At 59.0% G+C, this 15,393-nt stretch carries 15 protein-coding genes; 4 read left to right on the forward strand and 11 right to left on the reverse strand.

Features of this window, described 5'->3' with window-relative positions; genetic code table 11:
* Positions 1-89 precede the first annotated feature (89 nt).
* Genes USH94_RS03845 through USH94_RS03855 form a run of 3 tightly spaced genes read left to right on the forward strand, consistent with a single transcriptional unit; the run spans position 90 to position 2,341 of the window.
* On the forward strand, positions 90-692 hold the full coding sequence (locus tag USH94_RS03845) for a non-oxidative hydroxyarylic acid decarboxylases subunit B (protein WP_111965465.1): 603 nt from the start codon (positions 90-92) through the stop codon (positions 690-692).
* Positions 682-2,109, forward strand: a complete 1,428-nt coding sequence (locus USH94_RS03850) for a non-oxidative hydroxyarylic acid decarboxylases subunit C (RefSeq protein ID WP_111965466.1) — start codon at positions 682-684, stop codon at positions 2,107-2,109. The genes USH94_RS03845 and USH94_RS03850 overlap by 11 nt, the downstream gene beginning before the upstream one ends.
* Positions 2,110-2,119: 10 nt before the next feature.
* The gene (locus tag USH94_RS03855; RefSeq protein WP_003862116.1) at positions 2,120-2,341 is read left to right on the forward strand and encodes a non-oxidative hydroxyarylic acid decarboxylases subunit D; all 222 of its coding nucleotides are present in this window, start codon (positions 2,120-2,122) and stop codon (positions 2,339-2,341) included.
* A gap of 45 nt (positions 2,342-2,386) precedes the next feature.
* On the opposite strand, the gene mutS is transcribed toward USH94_RS03855, so the two are convergent.
* Together mutS and USH94_RS03865 are read right to left on the reverse strand one after the other, a co-directional pair.
* Positions 2,387-4,948 (reverse strand): DNA mismatch repair protein MutS, encoded by a 2,562-nt coding sequence (gene mutS / locus USH94_RS03860; protein WP_047748599.1) that lies wholly within the window; start codon positions 4,946-4,948, stop codon positions 2,387-2,389.
* A 113-nt stretch (positions 4,949-5,061) separates the two neighbouring features.
* The gene (locus USH94_RS03865) at positions 5,062-5,292 is read right to left on the reverse strand and encodes a SymE family type I addiction module toxin (protein ID WP_008499591.1); all 231 of its coding nucleotides are present in this window, start codon (positions 5,290-5,292) and stop codon (positions 5,062-5,064) included.
* A gap of 175 nt (positions 5,293-5,467) precedes the next feature.
* Between USH94_RS03865 and USH94_RS03870 the strand changes: the two genes are divergently transcribed.
* Positions 5,468-5,812, forward strand: a complete 345-nt coding sequence (locus USH94_RS03870) for a nitrous oxide-stimulated promoter family protein (RefSeq protein ID WP_111965467.1) — start codon at positions 5,468-5,470, stop codon at positions 5,810-5,812.
* 5 nt (positions 5,813-5,817) lie between these two features.
* On the opposite strand, the gene USH94_RS03875 is transcribed toward USH94_RS03870, so the two are convergent.
* The 9 genes from USH94_RS03875 to hypB all read right to left on the reverse strand — a co-directional run bounded on the left by USH94_RS03875 (position 5,818) and on the right by hypB (position 15,391).
* Entirely contained in the window at positions 5,818-7,038 is a 1,221-nt protein-coding gene (locus USH94_RS03875) for an MDR family MFS transporter (protein WP_111965468.1), read from the reverse strand.
* A 16-nt stretch (positions 7,039-7,054) separates the two neighbouring features.
* Positions 7,055-7,816: an ABC transporter ATP-binding protein gene (locus tag USH94_RS03880; RefSeq protein WP_111965469.1), complete on the reverse strand. Its 762-nt coding sequence runs from the start codon at positions 7,814-7,816 to the stop codon at positions 7,055-7,057.
* The gene (locus USH94_RS03885; RefSeq protein ID WP_111965470.1) at positions 7,816-8,853 is read right to left on the reverse strand and encodes a FecCD family ABC transporter permease; all 1,038 of its coding nucleotides are present in this window, start codon (positions 8,851-8,853) and stop codon (positions 7,816-7,818) included. Before USH94_RS03885 ends, USH94_RS03880 begins: the two co-directional genes overlap by 1 nt.
* Entirely contained in the window at positions 8,853-9,851 is a 999-nt protein-coding gene (locus USH94_RS03890; protein WP_111965471.1) for an ABC transporter substrate-binding protein, read from the reverse strand. Before USH94_RS03890 ends, USH94_RS03885 begins: the two co-directional genes overlap by 1 nt.
* A 153-nt stretch (positions 9,852-10,004) precedes the next feature.
* The gene (gene flhA, locus USH94_RS03895; RefSeq protein ID WP_111965472.1) at positions 10,005-12,077 is read right to left on the reverse strand and encodes a formate hydrogenlyase transcriptional activator FlhA; all 2,073 of its coding nucleotides are present in this window, start codon (positions 12,075-12,077) and stop codon (positions 10,005-10,007) included.
* Positions 12,078-12,133: 56 nt separating this feature from the next.
* Positions 12,134-13,144 carry a hydrogenase expression/formation protein HypE gene (hypE, locus tag USH94_RS03900; RefSeq protein WP_111965473.1) on the reverse strand — a complete coding sequence of 337 codons (1,011 nt, stop codon included), beginning with the start codon at positions 13,142-13,144 and terminating at the stop codon, positions 12,134-12,136.
* The gene (gene hypD / locus USH94_RS03905) at positions 13,141-14,262 is read right to left on the reverse strand and encodes a hydrogenase formation protein HypD (RefSeq protein ID WP_111965474.1); all 1,122 of its coding nucleotides are present in this window, start codon (positions 14,260-14,262) and stop codon (positions 13,141-13,143) included. Before hypD ends, hypE begins: the two co-directional genes overlap by 4 nt.
* Positions 14,263-14,264: 2 nt before the next feature.
* Positions 14,265-14,537: a HypC/HybG/HupF family hydrogenase formation chaperone gene (locus tag USH94_RS03910; RefSeq protein WP_111965475.1), complete on the reverse strand. Its 273-nt coding sequence runs from the start codon at positions 14,535-14,537 to the stop codon at positions 14,265-14,267.
* Positions 14,528-15,391, reverse strand: coding sequence for a hydrogenase nickel incorporation protein HypB (gene hypB, locus USH94_RS03915; RefSeq protein ID WP_111965476.1), 864 nt, complete (start codon positions 15,389-15,391; stop codon positions 14,528-14,530). The genes USH94_RS03910 and hypB overlap by 10 nt, the downstream gene beginning before the upstream one ends.
* Between the last annotated feature and the right edge of the window lie 2 nt (positions 15,392-15,393).

Consider the following 15,393-nt stretch of genomic DNA (forward strand, 5'->3'; position numbering starts at 1 on the left):
GATCGTATGCGAACGATATTGTCAGAAAAAGAATTCGGGAGTAGTTTACCTATAACGTTCGTGCACGAACAAAATGATTGAGGTGATGAATGAGATTGATCGTGGGAATGACGGGGGCAACGGGTGCTCCGCTTGGCGTGGCGCTGCTGCAGGCGCTACGGGAAATGCCGGAGGTGGAGACCCATCTGGTGATGTCGAAGTGGGCAAAAACCACCATTGAGCTGGAAACGCCTTACACCGCCCAGGACGTTGCTGCGCTGGCTGACGTTATCCATAGCCCGGCTGACCAGGCCGCCACCATCTCCTCCGGTTCGTTTCGTACCGACGGCATGGTCGTCATTCCCTGCAGCATGAAAACGCTGGCCGGGATCCGAGCGGGCTATGCCGAAGGGATGGTGGGCCGTGCGGCGGATGTGGTGCTGAAAGAGGGGCGTAAGCTGGTGCTGGTGCCCCGTGAAACGCCGCTCAGCACCATTCATCTGGAGAATATGCTTGCGCTCTCCCGCATGGGCGTGGCGATGGTGCCGCCTATGCCTGCGTATTACAACCATCCGCAAACCGCCGATGACATCACCCAGCATATTGTGACCCGCGTGCTTGACCAGTTTGGCCTGGAGCATAAAAAGGCGCGCCGCTGGAACGGGTTGCGGGAGGCGAAACATTTTTCACAGGAGAATAAAGATGGCATTTGATGATTTGAGAAGCTTCCTGCAGGCGCTCGATGAGCAAGGGCAACTGCTGAAAATTGAGGAAGAGGTTAACGCCGAGCCCGATCTGGCGGCGGCAGCCAACGCGACCGGCCGCATCGGTGACGGCGCCCCCGCGCTGTGGTTCGACAATATTCGCGGGTTTACCGATGCCCGCGTGGTGATGAACACCATCGGCTCCTGGCAGAACCATGCCATTTCGATGGGGCTGCCGGCGAACACGCCGGTGAAAAAGCAGATCGACGAGTTTATCCGTCGCTGGGATAAATTTCCTATTGCGCCAGAGCGCCGCCCCAACCCGGCCTGGGCGCAGAATACGGTGGACGGTGAAGACATTAACCTGTTCGATATTCTACCTCTGTTCCGTCTGAACGACGGCGACGGGGGTTTTTATCTCGATAAAGCGTGCGTCGTCTCGCGCGATCCGCTTGACCCGGATAACTTCGGCAAGCAGAACGTTGGCATCTACCGCATGGAAGTGAAGGGCAAGCGCAAGCTCGGCCTGCAGCCGGTACCGATGCACGATATTGCTCTGCATCTGCACAAAGCCGAAGAGCGCGGCGAAGACCTGCCGATTGCCATTACCCTCGGTAACGATCCGATCATTACGCTGATGGGCGCGACGCCGCTGAAATACGATCAGTCAGAGTATGAAATGGCCGGCGCGCTGCGTGAAAGCCCGTATCCGATTGCCACCGCGCCGCTGACCGGCTTCGATGTACCGTGGGGTTCTGAAGTGATCCTGGAAGGGGTGATTGAAGGCCGTAAGCGCGAAATTGAAGGGCCGTTCGGCGAGTTTACTGGGCACTACTCCGGTGGTCGTAACATGACGGTTGTGCGTATCGACAAAGTTTCTTACCGCACCAAACCGATTTTCGAATCCCTTTATCTCGGTATGCCGTGGACCGAGATTGATTATCTGATGGGGCCAGCCACCTGCGTGCCGCTCTACCAGCAGCTGAAAGCGGAATTCCCGGAAGTGCAGGCGGTGAATGCGATGTATACCCACGGTCTGCTGGCGATTATCTCCACCAAAAAACGCTACGGCGGTTTTGCCCGAGCGGTCGGCTTGCGCGCCATGACCACGCCGCACGGCCTGGGCTACGTGAAGATGGTGATCATGGTGGATGAGGATGTCGACCCGTTCAACCTCCCGCAGGTGATGTGGGCGCTGTCATCGAAGGTCAACCCGGCAGGCGATCTGGTGCAGCTGCCGAACATGTCGGTGCTGGAACTCGATCCTGGATCCAGTCCGGCGGGCATTACCGACAAACTGATTATCGATGCGACCACGCCTGTCGCACCGGACACCCGTGGCCACTATAGCCAGCCGGTACAGGATCTGCCTGAAACCAAAGCCTGGGCTGAAAAACTGACCGCGATGCTGGCTTCACGTCAATAAGGAGGAAAAGATGATTTGTCCACGTTGTGCCGATGAGCATATTGAAGTGATGGCGACGTCGCCGGTGAAAGGGGTCTGGACCGTTTACCAGTGCCAGCATTGTCTGTATACCTGGCGAGATACCGAACCGTTGCGTCGTACCAGCCGCGAGCATTACCCTGAAGCGTTCCGCATGACGCAGAAGGATATTGACGAGGCGCCGCAGGTGCCAACGATCCCGCCGCTGCTGTAAAGACAGCCCGGTGGCGCTGCGCCACCGGGTAAAGACCGCAGAAAACTAAACCAGACTCTTCAGGCGATAAATCCACTCCAGCGCCTGACGCGGCGTCAGTGAATCCGGATCGAGGTTTTCCAGCGCTTCCACAGCAGGCGATGTCTCTTCCGCCGGTACCAGCAGCGACATCTGCGTACCATCAATCTGCGTCGCCGCCGCATTCGGTGACAGGCTTTCCAGCTCACGCAGTTTCTGACGCGCGCGCTTGATCACCTCTTTCGGTACACCGGCCAGCGCCGCAACGGCCAGACCATAGCTCTTGCTTGCCGCGCCATCCTGCACCGTGTGCATAAAGGCGATGGTGTCGCCGTGCTCCAGCGCATCAAGGTGGACGTTAGCCACGCCTTCCATTTTCTCCGGCAACTGCGTCAGTTCGAAGTAGTGGGTGGCGAAGAGCGTCATGGCCTTGATTTTATTCGCGAGGCTTTCCGCACAGGCCCAGGCCAGCGACAGACCATCGTAGGTTGACGTTCCGCGTCCGACTTCGTCCATCAGCACCAGGCTATGCTCCGTCGCGTTATGCAGAATGTTTGCCGTTTCAGTCATTTCGACCATGAAGGTTGAGCGACCGCTCGCCAGATCGTCCGCAGCTCCAACACGGGTGAAGATACGGTCGATGGGGCCAATCTCCACGTTTTGCGCTGGAACGTAGCTGCCGATATAGGCAAGCAGGGCAATCAGCGCCGTCTGACGCATATAGGTACTCTTACCGCCCATGTTCGGACCGGTAATGATCAGCATTCTTCGCTGCGGCGACAGGCTCAGCGGGTTGGCGATGAACGGTTCGTTCAGCACCCGCTCGACCACCGGGTGACGGCCTTCAGTGATACGAATGCCTGGCTTATCGGTAAAGGTCGGGCAGGTGTAGTTCAGCGTTTCCGCACGCTCTGCGAGGTTCACCAGCACGTCCAGTTCCGCCAGCGCGCTGGCGCTCAGCTGCAGGTCGGCCAGGTGCGGCATCAGCATATCAAACAGCTCTTCATACAGCTGTTTTTCCAGCGCCAGGGCTTTCCCTTTCGAGGTGAGGACTTTGTCTTCGTACTCTTTCAGCTCGGGAATGATATAGCGTTCAGCGTTTTTCAACGTCTGGCGGCGCACGTAGTGAATCGGCGCCAGGTGGCTCTGCCCGCGGCTGATTTGAATGTAATAACCGTGAACCGCGTTATAACCCACCTTCAGAGTGTCGAGCCCAAGACGCTCGCGCTCGCGGATCTCCAGCTTATCGAGGTAGTCCGTCGCGCCGTCGGCCAGCGCGCGCCATTCGTCCAGCTCCTCGTTGTAGCCCGGAGCAATCACGCCGCCATCACGCACGAGAACCGGAGGCGCATCAATAATGGCGCGTTCAAGCAGCTCGCGGAGTTCGGTAAATTCACCCATGGTTTCGCGGAGTTTCTGTACCGGCGCGCTGTCAACGTCGCTCAGCTGCGCACGAAGTTCCGGCAGCTGCTGGAAAGCATGACGCATCCGTGCGAGATCGCGCGGTCGTGCCGTGCGCAGCGCCAGACGGGCCAGGATACGTTCCAGATCCCCCACCTGGCGCAGGACAGGCTGCAGCTCGGTATAGCGATCCTGCAGCGCGGCAATCGTCTGCTGACGACAAACCAGCGTAGCGGTATCGCGAATCGGCATATGCAGCCAGCGTTTCAGCATACGGCTGCCCATTGGCGTTACCGTATTGTCGAGGACCGACGCCAGCGTATTTTCTACGCCGCCCGCGAGGTTCTGCGTGATCTCCAGGTTACGGCGAGTGGCGGCATCCATGATGATGCTGTCCTGCTGGCGCTCCATGGTGATAGAGCGGATATGCGGCAGGGCGGTGCGCTGGGTATCTTTTACGTACTGCAGGAGGCAACCTGCCGCACACAGCCCGCGCGGGGCATTTTCAACGCCAAAGCCAATCAGATCGCGGGTGCCAAACTGCAGATTCAGCTGCTGGCGCGCGGTATCAATTTCGAATTCCCACAGCGGACGGCGGCGCAACCCGCGACGACCTTCAATCAGCGCCATTTCGGCGAAATCTTCGGCGTAGAGCAATTCTGCCGGGTTGGTGCGCTGCAGTTCGGCAGCCATCGTTTCACGATCGGCCGGTTCACTCAGACGAAAACGCCCGGAGCTGATGTCCAGCGTCGCGTAGCCAAACCCTTTGCCGTCCTGCCACAGCGCGGCCAGCAGGTTGTCCTGGCGCTCCTGAAGCAGGGCTTCATCACTGATGGTGCCAGGCGTGACGATGCGCACGACCTTGCGTTCCACCGGGCCTTTTGAGGTCGCGGGGTCGCCGATCTGTTCGCAGATGGCGACAGACTCACCCTGATTCACCAGTTTCGCCAGGTAATTTTCTACCGCGTGGTGCGGAATACCTGCCATCGGGATGGGTTCACCTGCCGATGCACCACGTTTGGTCAGCGAGATGTCGAGCAGCTGCGATGCACGCTTAGCATCGTCATAAAACAGCTCGTAAAAATCGCCCATACGGTAAAACAGCAGGATTTCCGGATGCTGTGCCTTCAGCTTCAGATACTGCTGCATCATCGGCGTATGTGCGTCGAAATTGTCGAGTGTGCTCATGGAGTTATGATGTCCATTTCTTTGAAAATAAACCGTTTTGAGCGGCTCAGAGGCCGTTTGTTCCTTCTATTGTCGCATGAAAAAAAGGTACGGCGCAGAAAAATGTCGTCGCTTTACGAGGCATCTTCCGACATTAACTCAATGACTATTTTTCCATGCTCCACGCCCACCCTGACTCGGGAATGGGTCGTAAATCCCGCCTTTTCAAGCCAGTCACCTTTTAAGCTCAGCGCCGCATGCACGCTGTAGCGCTTCGGTATCTTGGTATTGCGGTCTTCATGGCGCTTTCTGAAATATCCCACTGTTAAATGGCGATAGGGTTTGTTGATAGCGAGTTCTTGCATAGGGTCTCCCGACAACACGGATAAAAGTCATCACTAATGACTGTATAAAATACCAGTAATTGTCGGACGGTGCAGGGATAAAACTGGAATCAGGCTTCAGAAAGCCGCATGCAACAACTGAAATCCCGCATTGAAAGGTGTATTATTTTTGCACTTTATTGTTTGGTAAGTCGCTATGTCCGGTAAACGAATTTCTCGCGAAAAAGAGACCATCGCGAAAATGATCGCGCTGTATCAGAAGCAGTGTCCTCAGGCCTCTGTGGAAGACGGGCACTACCAGGCGCTGAATGCCTATGCCGATAAGCGCCTGGATAAGTGCGTTTTTGGTGAGGAAAAGCCTGCCTGTAAGCAGTGTCCGGTCCACTGCTATCAGCCTGCAAAACGCGAAGAGATGAAGCTGATTATGCGCTGGGCAGGCCCGCGTATGTTATGGCGTCACCCCATTCTGACCGTCCGCCATCTGATTGATGACCGTCGCCCCGTGCCGGAGCTGCCGGAAAAGTATCGTCCGAAAAAGTGACCGGTTCAGCTTCTGAGCGGGCGGCAAATAACGTTCAGGGCCAGCGCGCTACAGAGTGGGAAAAGGGCCAGCAGCAGCCAGGGATAAATCGCCTGCGTTGAGGGCACCAGCGCGCGATCCAGCAGGCTACCAAACAACAAGTTTCCTGCCAGTACCGCGATGCCGCCAGCGGTGGCGAGTGCGCCATAGTGCGCCCCCAGCGTGGACTCCTCGGCAAACCTCGGGATCAGATCCTTTGCCGAGGGTACCAGCAGCATCTGCCCCAGCGTCAGCAGCGTCACGAAACAGACCGACGGCAGCAGGCGCAGCCAGCCCTCAGGCGGTGCCGTCGGCGCAAACATTGCCACGCTTGCAAAGGCGGCGGAGAGGAATAAAAAGCCCACCGGCAGGATCCTCACCGCACCCACGCGCCGGGCGAATCGCGCCAGCGGCAGCTGTAAGGTGATGATCAGAACGGAGGCAAGCATAAAAAGCGGGCCGAGATCTTTCTCGTTACCGCCAGAGCGCTGGATCTCTACCGGCAGCGCCAGATAGAGCTGGTTATAGCTTAAAAGCCACGAACTGTAGGCAATGATAAAGGCGACAAAGCGGGGTTGATGAAACGTCGTCCACCAGGGCACAATTTTTAGCGTCTGTGAACGGCGGCCAGAAGCAGGCAGGCAGAAGTAGAGCACCACTAATGCAATGACAAAGACGCCTGCTCCCGCGAGAGCCACCTGACGAAAACCCAGGCCGGTTAGCAGGGCGCCGGCGACCGGGCCCAGTACCGCACCGAGTTCCCCGCAGACCGCAAACAGCGCGAACCACTCCGCCCGGCTTCGTTTACCTTTCGCCTCGCTGTGCGTGCCCGCTTTCGCCAGCAATGCCTCAATAGACGGAGAAAACAGCGCGCCGCCCACGCCTGTCAGACACGCGCCCAGTATAATCGGCCACAGCGATTCCCCGAAGGCCAGCAGCAGATAGCCTGAAACACGGACAATACAGCCGCTCAGGATAATCACTTTCGCGCCAAACCGGTCCGAGAGGGCACCACCGACGATAAACATCCCCTGCTGAGAGAATGTGCGCAGGCCGAGGATCAGCCCGATCAGCCCGCCGGAGAGCAGCATATCGTCGCGCAGGAATATCGCCAGGAAGGGGACAACGGCATAAAAGCCGATGTTAAAAACAAACTGGCTACCCAGTAAAACGGGGGGCCAGAGCGTGGTGGCAGGGCGAAGGGGCATCGTTGCTCACTCGTCCCTAAACGATAAAGTGAATGTGCTTTTTGCCATGGAACGGTGAGATCTCGATTTTGGTTTTGACCCGGAAGACGTCCCAGAGCAATGACTCGGATAAGATATCCTGCGGTGTCCCCGTCGCCACAATTTGCCCTTTCTGCATGACTATCAGCGAGTCGCAGAACATCGAGGCGTGGTTGAGATCGTGTATAGCGACAATGCTGGTGACCGGTAATTCGCTGATCAACTGCATCAGCTGCATCTGATGATGAATGTCCAGGTGGTTGGTCGGTTCATCCAGCAGGATTTCCGTCGGGGTCTGGGCCAGCGCGCGGGCAATGTGGACGCGCTGGCGCTCGCCGCCGGAGAGGCTCAGCCACCCCTGGTCGCTTTTATCCAGCATATCCACGCGCTGCAGAGCGGCGGTGACGGTCTCGTCATCGTGCGTGCTCCAGTTGGAAAAGGCGGAGTGGTGCGGAATCCGCCCAAGTTTCACCACGTCGCGCACGCGCATGTTGGCGTCCGTCATACCGTGCTGCTCGACAAAGGCCACCCGTCGCGCCAGCTGCTTTTTGGCGATGCTGCAGATGTCCTGACCGTCCAGGGTAACGCGGCCAGCATCCGGGCGACGCAGACCCGCGAGGATACGTAAAAGAGACGATTTACCGCAGCCGTTAGGGCCAAGCAGCCCTACCGTTTCGCCCCGTGACACCTTCAGCGAGACGTCATTAACGATGACTTTTTTGCCGACCTTCCAGGTAATATTTTCCGCGCAGATGCTCATCACTTATTCCTTGAACGGTAGATAATCACGGCAAAGAAGGGTACGCCAACCAGCGCGGTGACCACGCCGACGGGCAGGCTTTGCGGCGCAATCAGCATGCGTGAGGCAATGTCTGCCAGCACCATCAGGATCGCGCCTGCCAGCGCGCTGGCAATCAGCAGCGTGCGGTGCAGCGGCCCGAACAGGAAGCGCATGACGTGCGGCACCACCAGCCCGACAAAGCCGATTGACCCCGCCATGCTGACGATGGTCGCGGTGATAAGTGCGGTAGTGGTAAAGAGCGCCAGGCGCACCCAGGGAACAGCAATGCCAAGCGACGCCGCGGCGTCGTCACCGAACGTAAAGGCATCCAGAGCACGGGAGTAGTAGAGGCAAATGGCTAATCCAATCAGCACCACGACAAGTGCCAGCTGGAACTCGGGCCAGCGTACGCCGCTGAAGCTGCCCAGCAGCCAGAACATCACGTCGCGCGCCTGCTGGGCGCTGGCGGAGGTGCTGATGGTATAGGCGGTAATGGCGTTGAAAAGCTGCGAGGCGGCAACGCCTGCCAGAATAGTACGTTCATTCCCGCCGCGCGCGCCGTTCGTCAGAAATGCGACAAACGCAAACGCGGCGAACGCCCCGGCAAAGGCCCCGGCAGAGAGCGACACCGCACCGGTGCCGATCCCCAATACGACGACAGAAACCGCCCCGGTCGACGCGCCCGCGGACACGCCGAGCACGTAGGGTTCCGCCAGCGCGTTCTTCAGCAGGCTCTGCAATACGGCACCGCAGATGGCCAGCCCCGCGCCGCAGCAGGCCGCAACCAGCGCGCGGCTCAGGCGAAAGTCCCAGATGACGCTCTCATAGATACGAGTGAGCGGAATATCGGTGAGCCCCATTTTATTGCTGATAGCGTAAAACACGTTATCCAGCGGGATGGACAGTTCGCCGACGCTGACGCTCAGCGCGATAACCAGAAATAGCAGGACAAAGGCGAGCAAACACGAGGTCGTCAGAACCAGGCTCTGCCGGGCCTGAAGAACGGCGGTGGTCATCAGTTCAGCCCCAGCTTTCTGAGCTGTTCGCCTACCTGCTCAGCCCCGTAAATCGTGCGAATCGTCGGGTTCATGGCCTGACCGTCCATCACCACGATATGACCTTTTTTCACCGCGTCCAGCTGGCTGACGGCCGGATCGTTTTTCAGGAATTTGATTTTCTCTTCCGCGTTATCCAGCGCCCAGCGGTTGCGATCGAGGCTGGAGACTACAATCACATCCGGATTGGCGGCAATAATGCTCTCCCAGCCCACGGTTGGCCATTCGGTCTCGGAGGTGATGGCGTTATGCCCGCCCATCAGGCTCGCGATAAACCCGGAGGGGCTATTTTTACCGCCGACGTAGGCGTCCGCAGAGGGGGAGGAGCTGGAGAACCAGAAGACAAACGAGAGGTCTTTTTTGCTCTTGCCGAATTCCTTACGCAGGTCGGCCTCTCGTTTTTTGAAATCGGCAATCACGGCCTGACCGCGGTCTTCAACGTTAAAGATTTTGGCGAAGTCCTCAATCTCCTGATAGAGATACGTCATATCCCACAGCTTCTGGCGGCTGCCGTACATATCGCCGGTGGCTTTTTTGGTCGCGCACATGCCCGGCGATACGTAGCTGTTCACGCCCAGGGTCATCAGGTCTTCGCGTTTTGCGACCTTGCTTTCCGGTCCCAGCAACAGTGGCGTCTGGGCGGGGACAAAGTCGGGATTTTGCGCAAGCACGGATTCAAGGGTAGGGATTTCGACCGTCAGGGTTTTGATTTTTGCGTTCTGTTCAGCGAGCTGCGGCAACACTTTCGTCGGCCAGAAGGCGCTGGCCTTCACCTTATCTTCCAGCCCCAGCAGGAGCAAGATTTCGACGGTATTCTGGCCCAGGGCCACCACGCGTTCCGGCGCTTTGGTGAATGTCTCTTTATAGCCACAGTTTTCAATCGTCAGAGGATATGTGGTTGCCAGAGCAGAACTGACCGACGCAACCGCCAGGCCTAACGCGCAGATGACCTTCTTCATGAAACGCTACCCTTCATTAAAATTATTTTTGATGCAAATGAAACTCATTATTAAGGCGGAATTTTATACAGAGGAAACGATTTTGTGTCAATGAGGGACAATCGCGCAGGGTAACAAAAGGCGGTGTCAGAAAAACACCGCCGGAATAAGGCCTTAAATGAGGCTCTCTTTATCAATACCGAGACGCTTCATGCGCGACAGCAGGGTGGTGCGTTTTAACCCCAGGCGCTGGGCGGCACCTTTCGGCCCGGCGACCACGCCGTTGGTCTCTTTGAGTACGCGCATAATGAGCTGATATTCATCTTCTCCCTCTTTCGCCGTCTCGGCGGCGGGCACGCTCACGTCAGGCAGCGTCACTTCAGGCAGGGAGAGCTGCAGCACATTGCCGCGCGTCAGCAGCACCGCGCGTTCAATGACGTTTTCCAGCTCGCGCACGTTGCCGGGCCATTCCATCGATGAAAGGGTACGCAACGTCTCGGCAGGAATGCTGTCGATGTTTCGCCCCATCCGACGCGCGATCTTGGCGGTAAAGGCTTTGACCAGCAGGGGGATATCTTCCGGGCGCTCGCGCAGCGGCGGCAGGAAGATCGGGAAGACGTTCAGGCGATAGTAGAGATCGCTGCGGAACTCTCGGTCGGCGACCATTTTTTTCAGGTCGCGGTTGGTGGCGGCAATCAGCCGCACGTCGGTCTGGATAAGCTTGTTGCTGCCCAGGCGCTCAAACTCCTGCTCCTGCAGGACGCGCAGCAGTTTCGGCTGTAGCTCCAGCGGCATATCGCCCACTTCGTCAAGGAACAGCGAGCTTTTGTCTGCCAGCTCAAAACGGCCCAGCCGCTGGCTGCTGGCCCCGGTGAAGGCACCCCGTTCGTGGCCGAACAGATCGCTTTCCAGCAGCCCTGCGGGCATCGCGGCGCAGTTCATCTTCACCATCCGACGGCTGTTGCGGTTGCTCAGGTTGTGGATGGCGCGGGCAATCAGCTCTTTACCCGTACCGGTTTCGCCCAGTATCAGCACCGTGCTGTCGCTTTGCGCCACCATCTCAACCTGCTTGAGCACGCTGTACATGGCGTCGCTGCGTCCGATGATTTCACCAAACTCGCTGTCCACGTTGTTGAGCTGTTCGGTCAGGGCCAGGTTTTCATCCACCAGCCGCTCTTTCAGACGGTGGATCTCCTGATAGGCAAGCGCGTTATCGAGCGCGATGGAGATACGCTCGGCGATCTGACGCAGCAGCTTCAGGTTGGCGGTGGTGAACACGCCTTCCTCGCACTGTGCCAGCTTCAGCACGCCCAGCATGGTGTTGCCGGACATCAGGGGCAGCAGGCACAGGGTCTGGATTTTGTTGCCCCAGGTGTTGAACAGCATCCGCTCGTACGGCGCGACCGGATCCTGCTCGTTGAGGTTGATCAGGAGGATCTCTTTGCTTTTGAAGACCCGTTCAGAAAGAGTGCCCGCTTCATCCACCTCGCTCTGCTCGTGCGCCGGGTTGGCTTCATCGAGATAATGCGTGGAGTATATGTTCAGCTTGCCCTTGCGATGCCCGCGAAGCGCAATGCTTATGGCGTCGATTTTGAAATAGTGGTGGATCTCTTTCGAGACTTCGCTGACCAGCTCATCCATGTCCAGGCGGGAGAGTACGGCGTTGGTGATGGCGACCAGAATGCGGAAGTTGTCGCGTTCGCGGCTGAGCAGGTCGTAATCCACGTTATTCGTCACTCGGCTTTGGATCTGCTCCGCGACGACGGCCACTATCTGGGTAAAGGTGTGCAGGCGCTCGTATTCCGCCTCGCTCCAGGGCTGGTCGGTCGTGCGGATAAACTCGCATCCGCCAAAAATCTGGCCCTCTGCAGCCAGCGGCAGCATGCAGTAATGCCCGAACGGCTGATAGAGGTTGCTCTCCGCGAGCCGCGGCCACGCCTGTTGAAATTCCTCAAAGTTGCAGTGCAGCACTTCAGGTCTGGAGAGAATGCGGCGCACCGGGCCATGCGCGAGGTACGTTTCGTCCTCGTATTCAAACGTTTTGCCATTATCACGCGTTGAGAAGTAGCTCGCGCGCTGCGTTCCGCTATGCCAGAGCACAATCGCGGCGCTGTCCGCCAGCGCCGATTGCCTGACCAGCCGCGTCAGGGCATCGCTCAGCGCGCCGAGATCGGGTTGCTGTAAAAGTGTGCGCGTAATGTCAAACAGACCCTGCTGTCCAAGATCGCTCATCGGTGTATACGGCATAGTGCTTTCCAGTAGAAACGAGCAAAAAAATCCATGCTGGCCGCTTGTGGCGCGGCCTAGCAAATACGGGGTAAGGGTTCAGCGTGCGGCAGATCCAGCGTGCGCTTCACGCCATAAAGTCCGGTCAGGCGCACCCCTTTGCGCTCAACCACTTCACCAATCATCGCCGCCTCTTTTCCTGACGGATGAGCCTGCAGCTGTTCAAGAACAGCTTGTGCCGCGGCCCGTTCAACGCCAATCACCAGCTTGCCTTCGTTTGCAAAGTTGAGCGGGTCCAGACCCAGCAGTTCGCAAAGCCCGCGAACGGCGGGCTTAACGGGCAGGCTGCGCTCGGTGAGTTCAATCCCGTACCCGCAGCTTGCCGCAAACTCGTGAACCACGGCGTTGACACCGCCTCGCGTGGCATCCCGCAGGGCCTTCACGCCGGGAATACCGCGCAGCGTCTGAATCAGCGGGGTGAGTACCGCGCAGTCGCTGCGCAGTTCGCCGTCCAGCCCCAGGCCTTCGCGCAGGTTCAGGATGGTCGCCCCGTGGCAGCCCAGCGTGCCGGTCACGATCAGCACGTCGCCCACGCTGAGGCGCTGCGCGCCCCAGTGAATATCGGGGGGGATCGCGCCCATTCCGGCGGTGTTGATAAACAGCTTGTCGGCCGCGCCGCGCTGCACCACTTTGGTGTCGCCGGTGACGATAGCTATTCCCGCCTCGCGCGCGGTCTGCGCCATGCTGTTGACCACGGCCGCGAGCGTCTCCATCGGTAATCCCTCTTCAAGGATAAACCCGCAGGAGAGGTAGCGCGGAACGGCGCCGCTGACGGCGACGTCGTTCGCCGTGCCGCAGACGGCGAGCTTGCCGATATCGCCGCCCGGGAAGAACAGCGGGTCAATGACGTAGCTGTCGGTGGAGAAGGCCAGCCGGTCGCCCTGGGCGGTGAGGGTGGCGAGGTCAATGCGCGCCTGGTCTTCCTGTTCGGCGAGCCAGGGGTTGTTAAAGGCCTCCATAAACAGCCGGTTAATCAGCTGCTGCATCGCCTGTCCGCCGCTGCCGTGCGCCATTTCAACCGTATTCATGCTTCGCTCTCCTGGTTGCGATACTGATACCACGCGGCACACGCCCCTTCGGAGGAGACCATCAGCGCGCCAAAGGCCGTTTGCGGGTTACAGGTATTGCCAAATAACGGGCACTGATGCGGTTTGCATTTGCCGGTGAGCACCTCGCCGCAGCGGGCACGGGGATCGTCGCAAACCTGCTGCGGCTGCGGGCGGAAATGCGCTTCGGCGTCGAACGCGCGATAGGCTGGCGTCAGGTGCACGCCGGATTCGGCAATCAGCCCCAGACCACGCCACTCGCTGTCGCCCTCAACGCTAAATACGTCGGCTATCGCCTGCTGCGCCCGTTCATTTCCCGCATCCGGCACCACGCGGCGGTACTGGTTTTCGACCGCGCTCAGGGCCGCTATTTTCTGCTCAACCAGCATGATGACACCTTGCAGTAGATCAAGTGGTTCGAAACCAGCGACCACTAACGGACGATTGTACTGTTCAGCGATAAAACCGTAGGCGTCTGTGCCAATCACCATGCTGACGTGGCCCGGTGCCAGAAAGGCGTCAATGCCGTTGCCTGGCTCTTCCAGCAGGCTGCGCAGGGTGGGGATGAGCGTAATGTGCTGGCAGAAGAAGAAAAAATTCTCGACGCCGCGCGCTTTCGCCTGCTGCAGCGTGATGGCGGTGGCGGGCATGGTGGTTTCAAACCCCAGGCCAAAAAACACCACCTTGCGCGCGGGGTTATCCGCTGCCAGCGTCAGGGCATCCATCGGCGAATAGACGATCCGGATGTCTGCGCCGCGCGCTTTCGCCTGCAGCAGCGAACCATTTTTCCCCGGCACGCGCATCGCGTCGCCAAAGGTGCAGAAAATGACGTCGGGCTGGCTGGCAATTTCAATACAGCTGTCGATGCGCCCCATCGGCAGCACGCAGACCGGGCAGCCGGGGCCGTGGATAAACTCAATGTTTTCCGGCAACAGCTGGTCGAGGCCAAATTTGAAGATGGCGTGCGTGTGCCCGCCGCATACCTCCATGATCCGCAGCGGTTTTTCCGCCGTGTAGTCCAGCCGCGCTGCGCGCGTTTTCAGGTGGCCGATAAGCTGCAGCACCTGCTCCGGCGCGCGGTATTCATCAACGTAACGCATGATTATCGCTCCTCGCCGTACAGCAGCGCGCCCACGTCAGGCTCCACGTCGAACATATTTTGCAGGGCGTCGAGCGTGTCGCGGGCTTCCGCTTCGTTAATCACGCTCATGGCAAACCCCACGTGGACCAGCACCCACTGGCCGAGACGCGATGCGCCGCTCTCATCGGTGGTGCCCACCAGCGTCAGGTCGACATCGCGCAGGATGCCGCAGACCTCGACTTTGGCCTGATTACCGTCGATGGCGTGAATTTGTCCCGGTACGCCTATGCACATCGTTCGCTCTCCAGCCAGTGTAGCCAGCCGTCCATGCCGTCGCCGCGCGTGGCGGAGACCAGCAGGATCTCAATCTCCGGGTTCACCTCGCGGGCATACGCCAGGCACTTATCCACGTCGAAATTCAGGTACGGCAGCAGGTCGACTTTGTTCAGCAGCATGATGGACGCGGCGGCAAACATGTGCGGGTACTTCAGCGGTTTGTCTTCGCCTTCGGTCACTGAAAGCACCGCCACCTTGTGTCGTTCACCGAGGTCGAAGCTCGCCGGGCAGACCAGGTTGCCGACGTTTTCAATAAACAGGATGCCGTTATCCGCCAGCGGCAGGCGCGGGGCAGCGTCGGCAATCATCTGCGCATCGAGGTGGCAGCCTTTACCGGTGTTGACCTGAATCGCCGGGGTGCCGGTTTCGCGAATGCGCGCCGCATCGTTAACGGTTTGCTGGTCGCCTTCGATCACCGCGCAGGAGACAAGCCCGTTCAGGCGCTTGAGCGTTTCGGTTAGTAGCGTGGTTTTGCCGGAGCCGGGGCTGGAGACAAGGTTCAGCGCCAGCTGTTTGCGGGTGGCAAAGCGGGCGCGGTTGCGGGTGGCGATCTGGTTATTCTTGTCCAGCACGTTGATTTCCACCTCCAGCATCTGGCGCTGGCTCATGCCCGGCGCGTGAGTGCCCGCTTCGCCGTGGCCGTAATGCAGGTCGCCCGCATCGGAGCGTTGCGGCGCAAAGGTAATGCCGGTCAGGGCTGCCGCAGGGCGCGGTGCGGGGGAAAAGGGCGCGGAGCGAAACGCGGAGTGGGGGCGGTGTTCATCCCCTTCTATATACAGGTTGCCTTCGGCGCAACCGCAGGTACTACACATAC

It is taken from the genome of Enterobacter sp. 148H3, assembly GCF_034107425.1.
Lineage (GTDB): Bacteria > Pseudomonadota > Gammaproteobacteria > Enterobacterales > Enterobacteriaceae > Enterobacter > Enterobacter vonholyi.